At 76.8% G+C, this 18,127-nt stretch carries 16 protein-coding genes; 9 read left to right on the top strand and 7 right to left on the bottom strand.

Translation table 11 applies throughout. From position 1 onward, the window contains the following. The first annotated feature begins 208 nt into the window (after positions 1-208). The 5 genes from ACFVN3_RS08555 to ACFVN3_RS08535 are packed head-to-tail and all read left to right on the top strand — an operon-like array spanning position 209 to position 9,084. On the top strand, positions 209-1,345 hold the full coding sequence (locus tag ACFVN3_RS08555; protein WP_378232347.1) for an AAA family ATPase: 1,137 nt from the start codon (positions 209-211) through the stop codon (positions 1,343-1,345). Then, the gene (locus ACFVN3_RS08550) at positions 1,336-3,846 is read left to right on the top strand and encodes a DUF5682 family protein (protein ID WP_378232345.1); all 2,511 of its coding nucleotides are present in this window, start codon (positions 1,336-1,338) and stop codon (positions 3,844-3,846) included. Before ACFVN3_RS08555 ends, ACFVN3_RS08550 begins: the two co-directional genes overlap by 10 nt. Further along, positions 3,843-5,090: a VWA domain-containing protein gene (locus tag ACFVN3_RS08545; RefSeq protein ID WP_378232344.1), complete on the top strand. Its 1,248-nt coding sequence runs from the start codon at positions 3,843-3,845 to the stop codon at positions 5,088-5,090. The genes ACFVN3_RS08550 and ACFVN3_RS08545 overlap by 4 nt, the downstream gene beginning before the upstream one ends. After that, on the top strand, positions 5,087-7,390 hold the full coding sequence (locus ACFVN3_RS08540; RefSeq protein ID WP_378232343.1) for a hypothetical protein: 2,304 nt from the start codon (positions 5,087-5,089) through the stop codon (positions 7,388-7,390). Before ACFVN3_RS08545 ends, ACFVN3_RS08540 begins: the two co-directional genes overlap by 4 nt. Further along, complete coding sequence (locus ACFVN3_RS08535; protein WP_378232342.1) at positions 7,387-9,084, top strand: bifunctional 3'-5' exonuclease/DNA polymerase; 1,698 nt, start codon at positions 7,387-7,389, stop codon at positions 9,082-9,084. Before ACFVN3_RS08540 ends, ACFVN3_RS08535 begins: the two co-directional genes overlap by 4 nt. A 59-nt stretch (positions 9,085-9,143) precedes the next feature. Here the strand turns inward: ACFVN3_RS08535 and ACFVN3_RS08530 are convergent, their stop codons facing one another. The 5 genes from ACFVN3_RS08530 to ACFVN3_RS08510 are packed head-to-tail and all read right to left on the bottom strand — an operon-like array spanning position 9,144 to position 13,107. Beyond that, positions 9,144-9,632 carry a VOC family protein gene (locus ACFVN3_RS08530; RefSeq protein ID WP_378232341.1) on the bottom strand — a complete coding sequence of 163 codons (489 nt, stop codon included), beginning with the start codon at positions 9,630-9,632 and terminating at the stop codon, positions 9,144-9,146. Then, complete coding sequence (locus ACFVN3_RS08525) at positions 9,598-10,506, bottom strand: helix-turn-helix domain-containing protein (RefSeq protein WP_378232340.1); 909 nt, start codon at positions 10,504-10,506, stop codon at positions 9,598-9,600. The genes ACFVN3_RS08530 and ACFVN3_RS08525 overlap by 35 nt, the downstream gene beginning before the upstream one ends. A gap of 29 nt (positions 10,507-10,535) precedes the next feature. Then, entirely contained in the window at positions 10,536-10,925 is a 390-nt protein-coding gene (locus ACFVN3_RS08520; RefSeq protein ID WP_378232339.1) for a hypothetical protein, read from the bottom strand. A 20-nt stretch (positions 10,926-10,945) separates the two neighbouring features. Continuing rightward, complete coding sequence (locus tag ACFVN3_RS08515) at positions 10,946-12,658, bottom strand: SulP family inorganic anion transporter (protein ID WP_378232337.1); 1,713 nt, start codon at positions 12,656-12,658, stop codon at positions 10,946-10,948. After that, entirely contained in the window at positions 12,655-13,107 is a 453-nt protein-coding gene (locus ACFVN3_RS08510; protein ID WP_378232336.1) for an ArsR/SmtB family transcription factor, read from the bottom strand. The genes ACFVN3_RS08515 and ACFVN3_RS08510 overlap by 4 nt, the downstream gene beginning before the upstream one ends. Before the next feature lie 91 nt (positions 13,108-13,198). On the opposite strand from ACFVN3_RS08510, the gene ACFVN3_RS08505 reads away from it, so the two are divergent. The 3 genes from ACFVN3_RS08505 to ACFVN3_RS08495 are packed head-to-tail and all read left to right on the top strand — an operon-like array spanning position 13,199 to position 16,273. Next, a complete protein-coding gene (locus ACFVN3_RS08505; RefSeq protein ID WP_378232335.1) occupies positions 13,199-14,209 on the top strand; it encodes a Nif3-like dinuclear metal center hexameric protein in 1,011 nt (336 codons plus the stop codon). A 52-nt stretch (positions 14,210-14,261) separates the two neighbouring features. Further along, positions 14,262-15,005 carry a zinc ribbon domain-containing protein gene (locus ACFVN3_RS08500; RefSeq protein WP_378232334.1) on the top strand — a complete coding sequence of 248 codons (744 nt, stop codon included), beginning with the start codon at positions 14,262-14,264 and terminating at the stop codon, positions 15,003-15,005. Next, positions 15,002-16,273, top strand: coding sequence for a bifunctional RNase H/acid phosphatase (locus ACFVN3_RS08495; RefSeq protein WP_378232332.1), 1,272 nt, complete (start codon positions 15,002-15,004; stop codon positions 16,271-16,273). The genes ACFVN3_RS08500 and ACFVN3_RS08495 overlap by 4 nt, the downstream gene beginning before the upstream one ends. A 112-nt stretch (positions 16,274-16,385) precedes the next feature. On the opposite strand, the gene ACFVN3_RS08490 is transcribed toward ACFVN3_RS08495, so the two are convergent. After that, positions 16,386-16,733: a TfoX/Sxy family protein gene (locus ACFVN3_RS08490; RefSeq protein WP_378232330.1), complete on the bottom strand. Its 348-nt coding sequence runs from the start codon at positions 16,731-16,733 to the stop codon at positions 16,386-16,388. A 79-nt stretch (positions 16,734-16,812) separates the two neighbouring features. Then, complete coding sequence (locus ACFVN3_RS08485) at positions 16,813-17,655, bottom strand: YaaA family protein (protein WP_378232329.1); 843 nt, start codon at positions 17,653-17,655, stop codon at positions 16,813-16,815. 86 nt (positions 17,656-17,741) lie between these two features. On the opposite strand from ACFVN3_RS08485, the gene ACFVN3_RS08480 reads away from it, so the two are divergent. After that, positions 17,742-18,125 carry a tautomerase family protein gene (locus tag ACFVN3_RS08480; protein ID WP_378232328.1) on the top strand — a complete coding sequence of 128 codons (384 nt, stop codon included), beginning with the start codon at positions 17,742-17,744 and terminating at the stop codon, positions 18,123-18,125. Positions 18,126-18,127 lie beyond the last annotated feature (2 nt).

Here is an 18,127-nt window from a genome sequence, read left to right as displayed (position 1 = left end):
CTTTGGGTTGGGGGTGGGTTGGGTCTGCCCCCACCCCGGGGGCAACGGCGGGGGGTTCGCCCCCCCGTGGGTGACACCCGTTGGGGGGGGGGGGGTGGGGGCGCCTGATCCCGGCGCCCCCACCGCCCGTCGTGTGGGACGCGGCCCCTACGCTGACCTGCAAGGACCACGGGCACGGCGCCCGCGACCCGACGAAGGAGGAGCCCGGGTGACGAGCACGACGACCGGCGACGCGCAGGTCGCGGCCGGAGGGCCGGGCGAGCTGCGGCCGCCCGCCGAGGTCCGGTACGCCGACGAGCTCGCGGCGCTCGCCGCGGCGGACGCGCGGCGGGGCGCCGACGTCCCGCCCGGGTGGCGGCTGAGCCCCCGCGCCGTGCGCGCGTTCGTCGTCGGCGACGCCGAGCTGGGCGTGAGCCGCAAGTTCTTCGGCGACGACCCGCTCGTCGACCGCGCGGTCGTGTCGCTGCTGGGCCGCCAGGGGCTCATGCTCGTCGGCGAGCCGGGCACCGCGAAGTCGCTCCTGTCCGAGCTGCTGGCCGCCGCCGCGAGCGGCACGTCGACGCTCACGGTCCAGGGGACCGCGGGCACGAGCGAGGACCACGTGCGCTACTCGTGGAACTACGCGCTGCTCATCGCCGAAGGTCCGAGCGAGCGCTCGCTCGTCCCGTCGCCGGTCTTCCGCGCGATGGAGAGCGGGCGCGTCGCGCGCTTCGAGGAGATCACGCGCTGCGCCCCCGAGATCCAGGACACGCTCGTGTCCGTGCTCTCGGAGAAGCAGCTCATGGTCCCCGAGCTCGGCGCCGACGCACGCGTCGCCGCCCGGCCCGGCTTCAACGTCCTCGCGACGGCGAACCTGCGCGACCGCGGCGTCCACGAGATGTCGGCGGCGCTCAAGCGACGCTTCAACTTCGAGACCGTCGCGCCCATCCGGGACCGGGCCTTCGAGATGGAGCTCGTCGAGAGCCGGCTCATGGCCGAGCTCGGCCCGGCGCCGGAGCGCCCGCGGCTCGACCGCGACGTGCTCGAGGTGCTCGTCACGGTCTTCCAGGACCTGCGCACGGGCTCGACGGCGAGCGGCGCCCCGGTGAAGCGGCCCGAGACGGTGATGTCGACGGCCGAGGCCGTGAACGTCGCGATCGCGGCGTCGCTCGAGGCGCGGTACCTCGGCGACGGCACGGTGACCGCGGGCCAGGTCGCCCGCCAGGTCGGTGGCGTCGCGCTCAAGGGCGACGAGGAGGACGCGCGCCGCCTGCGGCACTACGTCGACAACGTGGTGCGCGAGCGCGCGCGGTCCGACGCGCGCTGGAAGGACTTCCTCACCGCGGCGGGCGACCTGTGGCGGTAGGTCTGCGCGCGGCGTGGGACGCCGCGCCGCCCCGGCTGCGGCAAGCGGCCCGCGACCTGGCGACCCTGCGCGAGCGCGAGGGCGTGCACCTGTTCGGCGTGCGGCACCACAGCCCGGCGTGCGCGGTCGCCGTGGCCGCGCTGATCGAGGAGGTTCGGCCGGCGGTCGTGCTCGTCGAAGGTCCGGAGGAGTACACGCGGCTCCTGCCCGCGCTGCTCGACGAGCGCACGGTCCCGCCGGTCGCCGTCCTCAGCCTCGACGGCGACCCCGCGGACGTGGCGAGAGATGGCGCGCGCGGCGCGGGCTTCTACCCGCTCGCGCGCTACTCGCCCGAGTGGGTCGCACTCCGGGCGGGGCACGCCCTCGACGCCGAGCTCGCGTTCGTCGACTCCCCGTGGGCAGCTCGGGCGCCGGGGGAGGACGACGCGGCCGAGCACCCGACCGCGCGCACCGTCCTGGCCGAGCGGCACCTCGCGCACTCGCGCACCGTCGCGCGGCTCGCGGAGCGCCTCGGCTGCCGCGACCACGACGAGCTCTGGGACCATCTGTTCGAGGCACGGGTCACCGCGCGACTGCACGACTGGCGCGAGCTCACCGACGACGTGTTCGCGTGGGCCGCCCTGGCCCGCCTCGACTACGAGGACGAGGCGCTCGTCGCCGACGGGTCGCTCGACCGGGAGGCGCGCATGTCGGCGCGCGTCGCCGAGCACGCGGCGCGCGCGGACGGTCCGGTCGTCGTCGTGACGGGCGCGTTCCACACGCTCGCCCTCGTCGAGGCGCTGACCGGGAGCGCGCACGGCGAGGCCGTCGTCGCGCGCCGCCCGGCAGGCGGCTACGGCGACCTGGCCGACGCCCCCGCGTGGCTCGTGCGGTACGACGACGAACGGCTCGACGCGCTGCGCGGGTACGGCGCGGGCATGCCGACGCCCGGGTACTACGACCGGCTCTGGGCGGCGCACCACGACGCGGGTGGTCCCGCGGACGCGGCGAACGGCGTCCTCGTCGACGTCGGGCGCGGGGCGAGCGCGCGCGGCGCGCTCGTGAGCGTCGCGCAGTCGCAGGCAGCGGTCGAGCACGCGCACCGGCTCGCGGCGCTGCGGGAGCGGCCGTGGCCGTGCCGCACCGACCTGCTCGACGCGATCACGTCCTGCTACGTCAAGGACGCCGACGATCTCGACGCAGCCGGTGACCGGCCGCTCGGGCTCGCGGTCGCGGAGGTGTTCGCCGGGCGCGCGCTCGGCGACGTGCCGCCCGGCGGCGCGGCCCCGCCGCTCGTGGAGGAGGCGCGCACGCGAGCGCGGGCGCTGCGAATGGACGTCTCCGACTCCGTGCCGCGCACCGTGCGGCTCGACGCGCGGCGCAAGTCCGCACACCGCGACCGGCGCCGGTTCCTCGCGCTGTGCGCGTTCCTCGACCTGGGGTTCGCGCGCCGGGTCTCCGGCCCGGACCACGTCGCCGGGCGCGGCCTCGGCCTCGTGCTCGAGGAGTGGGAGTACGCGTGGACGCCGCTCGTCGAGGCGCGTCTCGTCGAGCTCTCCCACCGCGGGGCGACGCTCGAGGCGGTCGCCGTGGCGCTGCTCGACGACGCGCGCGACCGAGCCCGCGAGGAGCGGTCGAGCGACGCGGTGGCGCGGCTCGTCGCGCAGTGCGTCGTGGTGGGCCTGCCGGACCGGCTGCCTCCGCTCGTCGGGCTCGTCCGCGCCACGCTCGACGTCGACCCTGCCCTCGCCTCGGTGGTGGCCGGCATGCGGCGCCTCGTCGGACTCTGGCGCGCCCGCACCGAGCTCGGGCTCGGCGAGCACGCCGCGGCCCTGCTCGATCTCGCGGAGCAGGGCCTCGCCACCGCGGCCTACCTCGTGCCCGACCTCGCGGCGGCCGACGAGGCGACGCAGGACGACGCGCTGGCGAGCCTCGTCGCGCTGCGCTCCCTGGTCCGGGACCTGCGCGACGCGGGTCGCGACGGCAGCGGCTCGGCGGCGGAGTCCGTCGCCCGGGCGCTCGCGCACGTGCGCGAGGACGACGCTGCGTCGCCCGCGGTGCGCGGCGCGCTCACGGCGTTCGCCGCCGTCGACGACGAGCTGGACGACCAGCCCGGCGGCGACGGCCTCGTCACGCGCGTCCGGGCGCACCTCGCGCCCGGCGCGGACCCGGTGGCGGCGACGGCGTTCCTCGGCGGCGTGATGCGCGCCGCACCCGATCTCCTGCTCCACACCCCCGAGATGTTCGAGGCGGTCGACGACGGCCTGCGCGGCCTGGACGAGGACGCGTTCCGTGCCGTGTTGCCCGACCTGCGCCGGGCGTTCACGTGGCTGCGTCCGACGGAGACGCACCGCCTCGCCGAGCGTGTCGCCGCGCGGACCGGCACGAGCGCCGCCGCGCTGGACCGGCACGTCGACGTGACGGAGGACGACCTGCGCGCGGGGCTGCTCGTCGAGCGCGAGCTCGTCGCGGTGCTGGAACGCGACGGCCTTAGCGCCTGGGCACGTGGGGGTGTGTCGTGAAGGCGGCGGACGTCGGAACGGCGGACGTGCCGGACGCGACGTCGACCGGGACCTCGCGGGACGGGCTCGGACCCGACGCGGGAGAACTCACCGGGAGCGGTGGCGTTGACGCCCACGAGGCCGCGCGCCGGTGGCGGCTCGTGCTGGGCCGGTACGCCGGCGACACGTTGCCCGTCGCGCCGCAGGACCAGGGCCTCGACCGGACGCTCGGGCACCTGTACGACCGGGAGTACACCGCCCGTGGGCACCGGCACGGCGACGGCGACGACTCGCGCACCGGGCGTGGCGGGGGCGGGCGCGGGGGCTCGGTCGTCGCGGGCCTGGACTGGTTGGAGTCGGCGAGGGAGCTGTTCCCGCGCGAGACGTTCGAGCGGATGCAGGTCGAGGCCGTGGGCCGCTACGGCATGACGGAGCTGCTCGCGGACCCCCGCGCGGTCGACGCGGTGGAGCCCAGCACGGAGCTCGCGTCCGCGCTGCTGCGTGCCCGCGGCCGGCTCGGGCCGGGCGTGCAGGACGGGCTGAAGCGGCTCGTCGCGCGCGTCGTGGAGGACGTCGTGCGGCGGCTGCGGCCGCGCTTCGAGACCGCCGTGGACGGTCGCCGCGACCGCTCGCGCCGCTCGTTCGTGCGGTCGAGCCGCACGTTCGACGCGGCCGCGACCGTCCGCGCGAACCTCGGGCGCTGGGACCCGGAGCGGCGCCGCCTGCTGGTCACGGACCTGCGCTTCTCGGCGCGGCGCCGTCGCGCGCTGTCCTACGACGTGGTGCTGCTCGTCGACCAGTCCGGCTCGATGGCCTCGTCCGTGCTGTACAGCGCGGTGAGCGCCGGCATCCTCGCCGGGCTGCCCGGCATCACCGTGCGGCTCGTCCTGTTCGACACGTCGGTCGTCGACATGTCGCACCTCGCGCACGACCCGGTGACGGTGCTCCTCACCGCACAGCTCGGCGGGGGCACGGACATCGCGCGCGCCGTGCGCTACGCGGAGCAGCACGTGCGCGACCCGCGCCGCACCGTCGTGGCGCTCGTGACCGACTTCGAGGAGGGCGGCTCGGTGTCGCAGCTCGTCGCGAGCGTCGGGCGGCTGCACGCGTCCGGCGTGCGGCTGCTCGGCCTGGCCGCGCTGGACGGCCAGGCGAACCCCGCGTACGACCGCGGCGTCGCCCGGCGTCTCGCGGAGCAGGGCATGGAGATCGCGGCGCTCACCCCGGAGCGGTTCGCCGAGTGGCTGGGGGAGGTGCTCCCGTGAGCGGCACCACCGGGCCCGGCCCGTGGGCGGGCGTGTACGCCGGGTACGACGACGCCGCGCTCGCCACCCTTGCCAACGCCGGCCTGGTCCGGCGGGCGCGCAAGGACGTCACCGCGGGCAAGGTCGACGTGCTCGAGCAGCGCGCGGACGGGGCCGTGCTGTCGGTCGGCGGCACGCGCGTCGAGCTCGACGCGCGCGGTCCCGCGGGTGCGCGGTGCGCGTGCCCGACGCCGGGCGCGTGCCAGCACGTCGTGGCCGCATGCCTGTGGGCCCGCGACGCAGCCACCGAGCCGGTGGTCGACGCGGCGACTGGGTCGGTGGGGCCGGTCGCGGTGGCCCGTGGCGACGTGGCGGTGGTGCGACCGTCGGCGGCCGATGCCGATGCCGATGCCGGCGTCGAACCCGATGCGCACCGCGACGCCGCTCCCGAAGCCCGTGCCGAGTCCGGTGCCGGGCGTGCGGACACCGCTCGAACCAGCGCCGGTGCGGCGGTTCCGATGGGGGAGCACGCCGGGGCGGGCGCAACACCTGAGCCCGACGGCGGTCGTCGCGCCGGGTCGGGAGCCGACCCGCTGACCGAGATCCTCGCGCTCGACCCGCGTGCGGTGCACCGCGCCGCGGGTGCCGCCGTCGTGCGCGCGGCCGCACGGGAGGTGCGGGAGGCGCTGGGCGCGGCGCCGGACGACGTGACGGACGTGACGATCGACGGTCCGCGCGTTGTCGTCTCGTGGGCGCGTGCACCTCGCGTCACGTACGTCGCGGGCGCCGGGTTCGCCGGGATGCTCGTGGAGCGTGAACGCCCCGGCGCGACGCCTTCGGCGGCCCGGACGGACGACCGACGCTGGCGCCTGGAGGCGCTCGCGCGGGTCTGGGGTGCGCACGGTCGTGGCTGGCCGTGGCCCGGTGAGTCAGCCGCCGCGCCGCGCGCCGCCGGGGTGCCGGACGCCCGGACGGTCGCTGACGAGGTCGCGCGCGCGGTCGAGCGGGTGCTCGACGTCGGGCTCTCGCACCTCGGTCGCGACGACCTGGAGGAGCTGAGGGGCGCCGGGGTGCTCGCCCGGCTGGGTCGTCGGCCCGCGGTGCAACGACTCGTCACGTCCGCGCTCGGTCGTCTCGAGGCGCTCGCGGACCGTCGGGACGCCGTCGACGAGGAGGAGTGCTTGCTCGCGCTGGCCGAGCTCTGGGCGTTCGTGCGGGCCGAGCCCGCGCCGGACGCCACGGCGCCCGACGAGCGCGTGGTGGACCTCCCGCACCTCCTCCCGCTCGGGGCGCGCTGGTGGGTCGCGGCGTCGGGCGCACGAGGCGTCACCGTGCACCTGTGGGACGTCGCGGAGGGCCGGACGCGCGCGGTCACCACCGGACGGCCGCCCGGCTCCGACCCGACGTTCCGCCGCTCGTGGGACCTCCCGCTCGTCTGGGGGCGCTCGGTGGAGGCGCTCTGTCGCGGCGCGTTCGCCCTGCGGGGTGCGACCGAGCGAGCCGGGGCGCTGCGTCCGGGCGAGGGCCCGACCGTCGAACCGTGGGGAGGGCTCGACGCCGACGTGCTGCGCGACGTCGCCGAGCGGACCGCGGGGACCGACGCGCGGGCCGAGGTGGGGTTCGGCCGCCGGTCGGCCGTGGTGCGGGCCGTCATGGTCCGGGACGCGGGCCCCGTCGGTGTCGACGAGGTCGCGCAGGAGATCACCTGGACCCTCGTCGCGGCGGACGGCACGCCGACCGTCGTGCGCATCGACGCGGCGGACGAGTCGGCCTGCGACACCCTGCTCGGGGTGGCGGCGGGGAACCGCCGGATCGTCGCCGTCGCGGTCGAGCACGACCTCGAGTCCGGCGGGTCCGAAGCCGTCGGTCTGTTCGTCGAGCACGCCGGGGGAGGGCTCCGGCTCGTCGTGCCGACGCTCACGCCCGCCTACGACCACCGCACGTGGTCGACCGCGTGGACGAGGCTCCGCGCGCGCGTCCGTGCCCTGCGGGGGCGCGCGACGACGCACGTGCGCGAGGTCGTGGCGCCGTCGCCGGTCGAGGACGTGTGCGCCACGGTGCTCGATGCCGCCGTGGCGCTCGCGGCGACCGGCCGTCGCCATCTCAGCCCGCACCAGGGGGCCGCTCTCGCCCGCGCGGCGCGGACCGCGGACGACCTCGGGGCCCCGACCCTCGCGGGTGCGGTCGCGCTCGTCGCCCACGAGCCCGACGCCGCACACCTCCTGCGGGCGGCGCTCGTCGCCTCGCGAGGTCGCGCCCTCGCGCGGGTCGTGGCCTCGTCCCGCGAGCCCCGGCCGGACCGCCGGGCGGTGCGCGCATGAGCACCTATGCCGTCCACGCCGGGTCGCCCGAGCACGGCCGGGTCGAGCACGTCGTCGACGGCCCCGCGGATCCCGTCCGCGAGACGTGGGACGACACGAACCGGTGGTACCCACGCCTCCTCGCCGAGGGCCGCCGCGTCGAGCGGTCGCACGACCTGCGCCTGTCCCACGTCCTGCTGCGCCGTTCGCAGCTCGCTACGGGCTCGGCGCTCGCGCGGCGCGACGCGGGGCCGTGGGACGCGCTGGCGGCCGTCCCGGCCGGTCGCGAGCCGACGTCGGAGCCGCGTCCCGTCGGTCTGTTCGAGCTCGGGCCGCAGTCCGGGCCGCGCGTCGAGCTCGACACGGTGGCGGAGCTGCGCGACCAGCTCGCCGCGGTCGCGGGCGCCGACGGCCCCGACGGACCGGGGCGGTTGCGGATGCTCCTCGCCGCCGAGTCGGCGGGAGCGCTCGTCGCGGCGGAGATGCACCACGCGGGCGTCCCGTGGCGCGCCGACGTGCACGACGCGATCCTCCGCGACGCGCTCGGCCCGCGACCGCGGCCCGGCGAGCGCCCCGCCCTCATGGAGGACCTCGTCGCGCGCATCCGCGCGGCCCTCGACGCGCCGCCGACCCTCAACCCGGACTCGCACCCGGACCTGCTCAAGGCCCTGCAGTACGCGGGCGTCGGCGTGCGGTCGCTGCGCAAGTGGGAGCTCGAGCGCACGGACCACCCCGTGGTCGAGCCGTTGCTCGAGTACAAGAAGCTCTCGCGGCTCCTCACCGCGAACGGCTGGTCCTGGCTCGACACCTGGGTCCACGACGGGCGGTTCCGTACCGAGTACGTCGTGGGCGGCGTCGTCACCGGACGGTGGGCGTCGAGCGGCGGCGGGGCGCTCCAGCTTCCCAAGCAGGTGCGCCGCGCGGTCGTCGCCGACCCGGGGTGGAAGCTCGTCGTCGCCGACGCGGCGCAGCTCGAGCCGCGCGTGCTGGCCGGGCTCGCGCACGACGAGCGCATGGCGGCGGCGGGGCGTGGCGGCGACATGTACGCGGGCATCGTCGCGTCGGGGGCGGTCGCGACGCGCGACCACGCGAAGGTCGGGATGCTCGGCGCGATGTACGGGGGCACCACGGGGGACAGCGCGCTCGTCCTGCCGCGCCTCGCGAAGGCGTTCCCCGACGCCATCGGCCTCGTTGAGCGCGCCGCGCAGGCGGGCGAGCGCGGCGAGGTCGTGTCGACCCTCCTCGGTCGCAGCTCGCCGCGCCCCGGCGAGTCGTGGCAGGCGGCCCAGGAGGGTGCCTACGCGGTCGAGGAGGGCGGCGCGGACGACGTCGAGAGCGGCCGGACGGGCGCGGACGCGCAGGCGCGCGCCCGGTCGTACACCCGCGCGTGGGGGCGCTTCACGCGGAACTTCGTCGTGCAGGGCACGGCGGCCGAGTGGGCGCTCTGCTGGCTCGCCTCGATCCGCCGTCGGCTGTGGGACCTGCCCGTGGCGTCGACCCCGGGCGCCGCGCCTGCGCCGTTCGCCGACCGGGCGCACCTCGTGTTCTTCCTCCACGACGAGGTCGTCGTGCACGCGCCGGCCGAGCTCGCCGACGCGGTCGCCGACGAGGTCCGCGCGGCCGCGGCGGAGGCGGGGCGCCTCCTCTTCGGGGAGTTCCCGGTCGACTTCCCGCTCACCGTCGCGGTCGTCGACCACTACGCCGAGGCGAAGTGAGGGGACGGGCTACGGGCCGCAGCGGACCCGTCGCCCGGTGGTGCCGTCGCCCGGCGGGGTCAGGGCCGCGGCTCGCCGCGGTAGGTGCCGAACGACCACAGGTTGCCCTCGGGGTCCTGGAGCACGAGCTCGCGCGTGCCGTAGTCCGTGTCCCGGAGCGGGACGACGACGCGGCCGCCCTCCTGGGGAGCCCGCTCCCGCAGCCGGGCGTCGAGCGCGTCGATCTCGTCGTCGGGGACGACGACGTACGTGCCGCAGGTCCCAGGCTCGCGAGACCACTCCCGATCGGGGGAGTGGCTGCCGAGCATGACCCCGCCGCCGTGCGGCCAGTCGAGCTGGGCGTGGGCGACCTCGCGGTCCTCGCCGGCCATGACCGTCGTCGCGACGAACCCGACGACGTCGGTGAGGAACGCGACGAGCGCGCGGGCGTCGTGCGCCTGGAGGGTGGGCCAGACCCACGGTGTCGGCGGCGCGTCGGGCACCGGGGTCGGCGCCGCGGCGGTGCCGGAGGTGTCAGTCGGGGTGCGGGTGCTCTCGTGGATGGTCATGGCCCCACCCTGGCCCGTCGGTGTGGCCGCCGGCTTGGATGTTCCCGAGCTCTTCGCGCACCCAGGCGGTCGGGCTCGTCCCGGCGAACCGGCGGAAGTCGCGCACCAGGTGGGAGTGGTCGGCGTACCCGGTCTGCGCGGCGACGTCCGCGAGCGTCCGGGCGCCCCGGCCCAGCGCGAGGTGCTGCACCTGGCGGCGCGCGGCGTCGAACCGCACGAGGCCGCGCGCCGCCCGGGGTGTGACGCCGAGCTCCGCCCGGAACAGCGTCTCGAGCTGGCGTTCGCCGAGGGCGACGTGACGCGCGACGTCGCGTACGCGCGCCCGTCCTCGGCTGCGGACGAGCAGGTGCCAGGCTGCCGCGACCTCGGCGCGCACCTCGGCGCGGACGGGCAGGGCTCCCGGGCTGCCGGGCGGGCCGCCCGGGGCTGCGAAGGCCGCGCGCACGGCCTCGAACGCGGCGGCCCACGAGCCCGCCTCGGCGGCCTGCTCGCGCAGCCGCGCGGCGGCGGGGCCGAGGACGGCGTCGCCGTCCTCGACGAGGCCGAGGTCGCCCGCGCGCACGCCCAGCAGGACCCGACAGGCGAGCGGGTCGAGCGCGAGCTGCACTCCCGCCTGTTCCTGCGGCTGGTGGATCAGGGCCGGACGGGTGTGCAGGCCGCCGACGAGCGACTCGTAGCGCAGCGGGACGGCGTCGGGCCCGGGCGACGTCGGGACGACGCCCGCGGTGCTTACGACCAGGGTGAGCCACGGCGACGGCAGGCCCCGGTGGACGGAGGGCGCGCCGTCCGCCGTCTCCGTCCGCAGGCGGTAGCCGACCATCGACACGACGCCGGGAGGCAGCGCGTCGGACGGGGCTCGCACGAACTCGTGCACCCGACCACGCTATGCGGCGGTCACGCCGCTCACAGCCCGAGCGGACGGTGCCATCCGACGTCGACGCGGAGCGTGGCGTCCGGTGCCTCGTCGTCGACCTCCCAGACGCACCGGACCCGACGGTCGAGGAACGACATCGCGTGGCACCGCCGCCCCGCATCGTCGAGGCCGACGCGTGCGCGGACGTCGTCGCGGTCGTGCCCGGGCCACGAGAGCGTCAGCTCGCGCCAGCAGCCGCCCGAGCCGCAGCCCATCCCCCCGTCGACGACCTGGACGCCGTCGGGGAACGCCGGGACCGGGGGCGTGCCCGCCTCGTCGAGCTCGACCCGGAGCACGGGACCGACCAGCCACACGACCAGGAGGACGAGCCCGACGGCCGCACCAGCGACCCCGGCACGACGGCCCACCCTGCGCTGCATCGGCGCATCGTACCGAGGGGTCAGGTCGACGGGCGCAGCCCGCGCACCTGGGGGACGTCGGTGCCCCGCGCGGCGCGGCGCACGTGGGAGCGTGCGTGCTCGATCGCGTCGTCGAGCGTGTCGAAGAGGTGGTTCTCGTGGCGGAGCTCGGCGAGCGCCCCGACGTTCGTGAGGAGCGACCGGTGCCGTTCCTGGACGCCCTTGACGAGCACGGTCACGCCCCGCGCCTCGAGCCCTTCGACGAGCTCGCCGAGCGCCCTGGCCCCGGTCGCGTCGACCATGCGGAGCTGGGAGAGCCGCAGGACCACGACCGCGACGTCGTCGTGCGACGAGGCGTCGGTCACCTCGGTGAGCACGCGGTCCGCGGCGCCGAAGAACATGGAGCCCTCGAGGCGGAAGAGCGCGACGTGCTCGTCGCCCGGCTGGGCAGGCCCGGGGAGGGGGTCGCGGTGCACGGCCGAGGCGCGCGCGACGGTCCGCAGAGCGAAGAACGCGGCGACGAGGATGCCGATCTCGATGGCCTGCACGAGGTCGAACGCGACGGTGACGACGGCCGTCACGACGAAGGTCGCCGCGCTGGACCGTCCGGCGCCGACCACCGAGCGGATCGTCCGGGCGCCGATCATCCGGAAGCTCGTCACCATGAGGACGCCGGCGAGCGCGGCGAGCGGGATCCGGGAGACGGGGCCGGTGGCGAGGTAGATGACCGCGAAGATCACGACCGCGTGCACGACGGCCGCGAGCCGCGTCCGCGCGCCGGAGCGTACGTTCACCGCGGTGCGGGCGATGGCTCCCGTGGCGGGCATGCCGCCGAAGAGGCCGCTGGCCACGGACGCCAGGCCCTGCCCGACGAGCTCGCGGTCGGGCTGGTAGACGGAGCCGCCAGGCGACCCGGTCTGCACCATGGAGGCGGCGACGCGGGCGGACAGCAGCGACTCGATGGCCGCGAGCGCGGCGATGGCGAGCGCGGCCCCGCCGAGGTCGCGCAGCGCGCCGGGCGTGAACGTCGGCAGGACGGGTGCGGGCAGGGACGAGGGCAGGGCGCCGATCCGTGGGACGGGGGCGCCGAGCACCTCGACGAGCACGGTGGACAGCACGACCGCGACGAGCGACGCGGGGATCGCCGCGTGGAGGCGGGGGAGCAGCAGCATCGTCGCGGCGACGAGCGCGACGCACCCGAGCGTCCACAGGACCGGGGCGGGCGGGACGTCCGTCACGGCGGTGCGCACGGCCCCGACGGCGGTCACGAACGTGTTGTGACCGGGGGCCGCCTCGACCCCCACCGCGGCCGGAACCTGCTGGAGGAAGATGATGCAGGCGATCCCGAGCGTGAAGCCCTCGACGACCGGCCAGGGGATGTACGTGACGACGCGTCCGAGCCGGGCGAGCCCCGCGACGAGGACGACGAGCCCGGCGAGGACGGTGACGAGCGCGACGGAGCCGAGCCCGTGGGCGACGACGATCGGCGCGAGGACGACGGCCATCGCCCCGGTCGGGCCGGAGACCTGGTGGTTCGACCCGCCGAGCACGGCGGCGACGATCCCCGCGATCACCGCCGTGACGAGCCCGGCCGCCGCCCCGACGCCGGAGCTGACGCCGAACGCGAGCGCCAGCGGGAGGGCGACGACGCCCACGGTGACGCCCGCGAGGAGGTCGGCGCGCAGGGTCCGGGGCCGCAGGTCGTAGTCGGAGCGTCGCGGGAGCAGGTCGCGGACGGCGGCGAGGCGGCTCATGCGGAGGCGTTCGACGCGGTCGCGTCGAGCACGGCACGCGCCGACGCGCCCGGCAGGGCGGGGAGCCGTCGCGCGGCCTCGAGCTGGTCGGACGCGCCCGCGAGGCTCGAGAGGAGGAACGCGCGCGCGACGACGAGGAGCTCGGCGACGAGCGGCTCGGCGAGGCGGTAGTCGACCGCGTTGCCGCTGCGGGTCGAGGTGACGACCCCGGCCCGGCGTAGGACGGCGAGGTGCTGGGAGAGCTGGGAGGCCTCGCACCCGGTGACCTCCAGGAGGTCGGACACGGGTGCCGTGTGATCGGCGTCGGCCGCGAGGACCTCGAGCACCTGGATGCGGGTGGGGTGCGCGAGGCACCGGAAGAGCTCGGCCTTGATGCGGTAGAGGGGAGCGGCCGCGTCGGTGCCGTGGACGCCGTCCTCGGGCCGGTCGGGGCGGGAGGTGCGGGGCACGGGTCCTCCGGGTAGCGGGATGATGGGTTGCGCAATCCATCAAACCATGCCGGACGGCACCCGGGCGTCCCGCGCGGGATAGCCTGCCGCCATGACCGTCGCGCCCGACCCGAGCACCGAGACGACGAGCCCCGACCCCTCGCCCGCCGTCCCAGCGGCCGACGACGCGGTGCACCCGGCGCTCGGCCGCGTCGTGCGGACGCTGGACGAGCTGTACCCGCCGTCGACGGCGGAGGCCTGGGACGCCGTCGGGCTCGTGGCCGGGGACCCGGGCGCGCCCGTGCGCAAGGTGCTGTTCGCCGTCGACCCGGTCGAGGAGGTCGCGGACGAGGCGCTCGCGTGGGGCGCGGACCTCCTGGTCACGCACCACCCGCTGTTCCTGCGGCCCGTGCACTCGGTCGCGGCGACGACATTCAAGGGCTCGCTCGTGCACCGGCTCATCCGGGGCGGGTGCGCGCTCTACGTCGCGCACACCAACGCGGACGCGGCGGAGCGCGGCGTCGCGGACGCCCTCGCCGACGCGCTCGACCTGCTGCACCGTGTGCCGCTCGTCGCCCACCCGGCGCCATCGCCGCACGTTGCCGCCACGACCGGGACGGGCCGGGTCGGGCGCCTCGCGGAGCCGATGACCTTGCGTGGCTTCGCGCAGCGCGTCGCCGAGGTCCTGCCGCCGACCGTGCAGGGCGTGCGCGTCGCGGGCGACCTCGACGCGACCGTGGAGTCCGTCGCGGTCGTCGGCGGGTCGGGCGACTCGCTGTTCGACGCCGTCCGCGCGAGCGGCGCCGACGTCTACCTCACGTCGGACCTGCGCCACCACCCGGTCTCCGAGCTGCGCGAGCGCGCGCGGCTCGAGGGCGACGGCGAGGCGGGCACGCCCTTCCTCGTCGACGTGCCGCACTACGCGTCCGAGTGGCCGTGGCTCCGCTACGCTGCCGAGGACCTCGCGCGCGCCCTGGAGCACGCGCAGCCGGGGACGGTCGTCGAGACGCGCGTGAGCACGCTCGTCACCGACCCGTGGACCGCTCGGATCGCGTCGGCGCCCGCCGAGCCGCCCGCAGACCCGCGCTCCGACCGGCCCGACCCCGACGCCCCGTCCGCCTGACGCCCCGACCCTGCACGCCGGCCCCGCACGGGGCCCACGAAAGGAACCACCTGTGGCCACTGCACCGCCCGCCGACCAGCTCCGCCTGCTCGACGTCCAGGAGCTCGACACGCGGGCGCAGCAGCTCGCGCACCAGCGCAAGAACCTGCCCGAGCACGCGCGCATCGCCGAGCTCGACGCCCAGATCGCGGACCTGCGCGGCAAGCTCGTCGAGTCCCGCACCGCGGTGAGCGACCTCAAGCGCGAGCTCACCAAGGCGGAGACCGACGTCGAGCAGGTGCGCACGCGCGCCGCGCGCGACCAGTCGCGGCTCGACTCGGGGCAGGTCGGGGCCAAGGACGCCCAGGCGCTCGTCGCGGAGCTCGAGTCCCTCGCCCGGCGCCAGGGCGTGCTCGAGGAGGTCGAGCTCGACGTCATGGAGCGGCTCGAGGCGCACGAGGAGGCGCTCGCGAAGCTCGAGTCCGCGAACGCGGAGCTGGAGGCCGCGAAGGCTGAGGTCGTGGCCGCCCGGGACGTGCGCTACGCCGAGCTCGACGCCGAGGCGGGCCAGGTCGCGGGCAGGCGCACGGACGCCGTCGCGGGCCTCGACGCCGGGCTCCTCGCCCTGTACGAGCGCGTGCGCGACCAGAACGGCGGTCGGGGCGTCGTCGCGCTGCGCGGCCAGCACGTCGACGGACTCAACGTGTCGCTGAGCCCGGCCGAGCTCGCGGCGATCACCTCGGCCGCTCCCGACCAGGTGGTGCGGCTCGAGGACTATGGCCACATCGTCGTGCGGCCGGAGGGCGCCGGCGCGTGAGCGCGGGCGGTCGGCGGCACCTCGTCGTCGAGGCCGACGGCGGGTCGCGGGGGAACCCGGGCCCGGCGGGATTCGGCGCGCTCGTGCGCGACGGGGAGAGCGGTCAGGTCCTCGCCGAGCGCGCCGCGTTCCTCGGGACGACGACGAACAACGTCGCCGAGTACTCGGGCCTCGTCGCCGGGCTGCGCGCCGCGGCCGAGATCGACCCGGACGCGCAGGTCACCGTGCGGATGGACTCGCGGCTCGTCGTCGAGCAGATGTCCGGGCGCTGGCAGATCAAGCACGACGACATGCGCCGCCTCGCCGCCGAGGCCGCCGCGGTGCTGCCGGCGGGGCAGGTCGCGTACGAGTGGGTGCCGCGCGCGCAGAACTCCGCGGCGGACGCCCTCGCGAACGAGGCGATGGACACGGCGGGGACGGTCGCGCGCGACTACCCGCCTGCCGCCGCGCCGGGTGCCGGCGACGACGAGCCCGACCCCGCCACGGACGACCCGCCCGCCGACGTCCCGGGCGAGTCGGCCGCGTTCGACACGCCCGCCCGCCCGTCGGGCGCGGCGGTCCGGTTCGACGACGCGCCCGCGCTCACGGTCGTCCTCGTGCGGCACGGGCAGACGCCGCTCACGGTCGCGGGAGCGTTCAGCGGGTCGTCGGTGCCGGGCCCGTCGCTGACGGCGCGTGGCCGCACGCAGGCGGCGCAGGCGGCCGACCTCGTGTTCCGGGTGGGGCGCCAGGCCTGGCCCGACCTTCCCCGGCCGACCGCGATCGTCGCCTCGCCCATGGTGCGCGCGCAGGAGACCGCGCGGGCGGTCGGTCGCCGGCTCGGCGTCCACGTCACGACGGACGACCGGTTCGCCGAGGTCGACTTCGGGGAGTGGGAGGGGCTCACGGCCGCGGAGGTCGACGCCGCGTGGCCGGGCCGCCTGCACGCCTGGCACACGACCGGCACGACCGCGGCCCCCGGCGGCGAGTCGTACGCGGACGTCGGCGCGCGCGTCTGGCACGGGCTGCAGCACCTCGTCGAGACGCTCCTGCCGGCCACGGGCGCGAGCACGGGCGCGGGCACGGGAGCGGGTGCGGCACCGGCCGGACGCACGGCGGTCGTCGTCGGCCACGCGGTGCAGGTGCGCGCCGCGATCGGCACGGCGATCGGCGCGCCGCCGTCGCAGTGGTCGCGCGTGCGCGTGCCCCCGGCGTCGGTGAGCATCCTGCGTCTGTGGGCCGACGGCACGAGCGAGCTCACTGCCCAGGGCGTCCCGAGCGACCTCTGACGTCCCTCCTCCGCGAGGTAGAACCTCCGGTCGCGAGGTAGAGCTCCGCGCGTTCTACCTCGAAGCACCGGGTTCTACCTCGCGGCGGGAGTCCGGCGCCGTTGCGGAGGGTTCACTTCTTTCGCGGCTTCCTCACTTTGGCGGGTTCCGCGAGGGCGTGCTCGACGGCCGTCGCGACCCACGCGTCGAGCTCGTCGGCGTCGGCGACGCGTCCGCCGTCGACGAGGATCATCCCCGTCATCGCGCGACCGCCCATCTCCATGACCGCGCCGCCGCGTTCCAGCGCCGCGTCCGTCCCGTCCTTGCCGACCCGCACCATGAGGTCGTCCCGGGTGACGCCGAGCGCCATGTGGGTGTTGACGAGGAACGCGATCCCGCCGAACATCTTCCGCTCGTCGAACGGGGCGCGCGGCCCCAGGGCGACGCGGATCCGCTCGGCGAGGTCCTCGCTGTAGACCATGGGTCCACTGTGGACCGTGTCCTGCGGCACCGCAGCCGCTGTGCCGTCGCCACCGCGCTGCCAGGCGCCGGCGGATCGCTCAGGCGATGACGAGCTCGAGCGTGCGCGGGCCGCTGCGGGTCGTGGCGTCGTGCAGCGTGGCCTCGATCAGCCGGTAGCTGAGCCCGGTGCCGACCTCGGTGCCGATCACCGTGTCGACGAGCTCGCCCGCGGCGTCCAGCAGCCCGGCGGCCGAGGACGGCGGCGCTGCCTCCCGGCGCAGCAGGTGCCCGGCGAGCACGCCGCGCGTGTGCTTCGCGTTGTGCGAGACGACGGCGCGCTTGCCCGCGTTCTCGCGCACCACGCGCACGGCGACCCAGTCGGCCGCGCGCGACCCCGTCACGGCGGGCTTCCACGCGCCGACGTACGTCGCCGACCGGCCGTCGACGACGACGTCCCCGGCCGCGCGCTCGTCGAGCACGGGGCCCAGGTGCGGACGCCAGGCGGTGGCGAGCCTCCCGATGCCCGGCAGGTCGACGGCCATGGAGAGCCGGTACGCAGGGACCCGGTCGGCGGGGGAGAGGGCGCCCCACAGCGCGGACACGACGCGGACGTCCTCGCGCGCCCGCCGCGCGGCCTCGCCGCCGGACGCGAGCGCGCCCGCGAGGTCGGCGGCGCCGTAGAGCACGCCCGTGTAGACGTCGGCCGCGGACCCTGCCGGCGCCGTCCGCAGGACCGTGTTGCGCCGCACCTCCTCGGTCAGCCCTGGCGTCGTGCCGAGGACGTCGTGCGCGTCCGGGCGCGCGCTCGCTGCCGCGAGCGCGTCGAGGACCTGCGCGCGGTGCGCGGTGAGGGCGGGAGAGCTGAGCGAGCCGAGGTCGACCGGCGCGGCGCCGTCGGGCGCGGGGGTCTTGCCCTCGGACGGGGGGAGCAGCACGAGCACGCGGCCACTCTACGAGCGGTCGCCGCGTCGTCGCGGCGGGTGACCGGGGACGACGGCGTGGGGTGCGTCACGGCTACGCTCGCCCGATGGCCCAGGTGAAGATCTACGGACGGCGCAGCGTGTGGGGCGAGCGGCGTGCGGAGGTGTCCGACGCGCTGCACGACGCGCTCGTGCGCACGTGGCAGCTCCCTGCCGACAAGCGGTTCCACCGGTTCCTGCTCCTGGACGACGACGACCTGGTCGCCCCGCGCTCGGACGCGTACCTCGTCGTCGAGGTCGTGTGCTTCACGGGCCGGACGCGCGAGGCCAAGCGCGCGCTGATCGCGGCGCTGTACGACGACGTCGTGCCCGCCCTCGGCCTGACCCCGGACGACGTGGAGCTCGTGATCCTCGAGAGCCCGCGCGAGAACTGGGGCATCCGCGGGGTCAGCGGCGATGAGCTCGCGCTGTCGTACCGCGTCGACGTCTGACA

Origin of the sequence: Cellulosimicrobium sp. NPDC057862 (assembly GCF_042797035.1) — a bacterium.
In the GTDB taxonomy this organism is placed as follows: domain Bacteria; phylum Actinomycetota; class Actinomycetes; order Actinomycetales; family Cellulomonadaceae; genus Cellulosimicrobium.
The sequence above is the reverse complement of the archived record's forward strand: the minus strand, read 5'-3'. Positions and strand labels throughout refer to the sequence as shown.

What these genes read in the sequence shown, in the direction of transcription:
- ACFVN3_RS08490 (WP_378232330.1), bottom strand. Translation starts at nt 16,733, where the DNA reads ATGGTCTACAGCGAGGACCTCGCCGAGCGGATCCGCGTCGCCCTGGGG.
- ACFVN3_RS08530 (WP_378232341.1), bottom strand. Translation starts at nt 9,632, where the DNA reads ATGACCATCCACGAGAGCACCCGCACCCCGACTGACACCTCCGGCACC.
- ACFVN3_RS08515 (WP_378232337.1), bottom strand. Translation starts at nt 12,658, where the DNA reads ATGAGCCGCCTCGCCGCCGTCCGCGACCTGCTCCCGCGACGCTCCGAC.
- ACFVN3_RS08520 (WP_378232339.1), bottom strand. Translation starts at nt 10,925, where the DNA reads ATGCAGCGCAGGGTGGGCCGTCGTGCCGGGGTCGCTGGTGCGGCCGTC.
- ACFVN3_RS08480 (WP_378232328.1), top strand. Translation starts at nt 17,742, where the DNA reads ATGGCCCAGGTGAAGATCTACGGACGGCGCAGCGTGTGGGGCGAGCGG.
- ACFVN3_RS08535 (WP_378232342.1), top strand. Translation starts at nt 7,387, where the DNA reads ATGAGCACCTATGCCGTCCACGCCGGGTCGCCCGAGCACGGCCGGGTC.
- ACFVN3_RS08505 (WP_378232335.1), top strand. Translation starts at nt 13,199, where the DNA reads ATGACCGTCGCGCCCGACCCGAGCACCGAGACGACGAGCCCCGACCCC.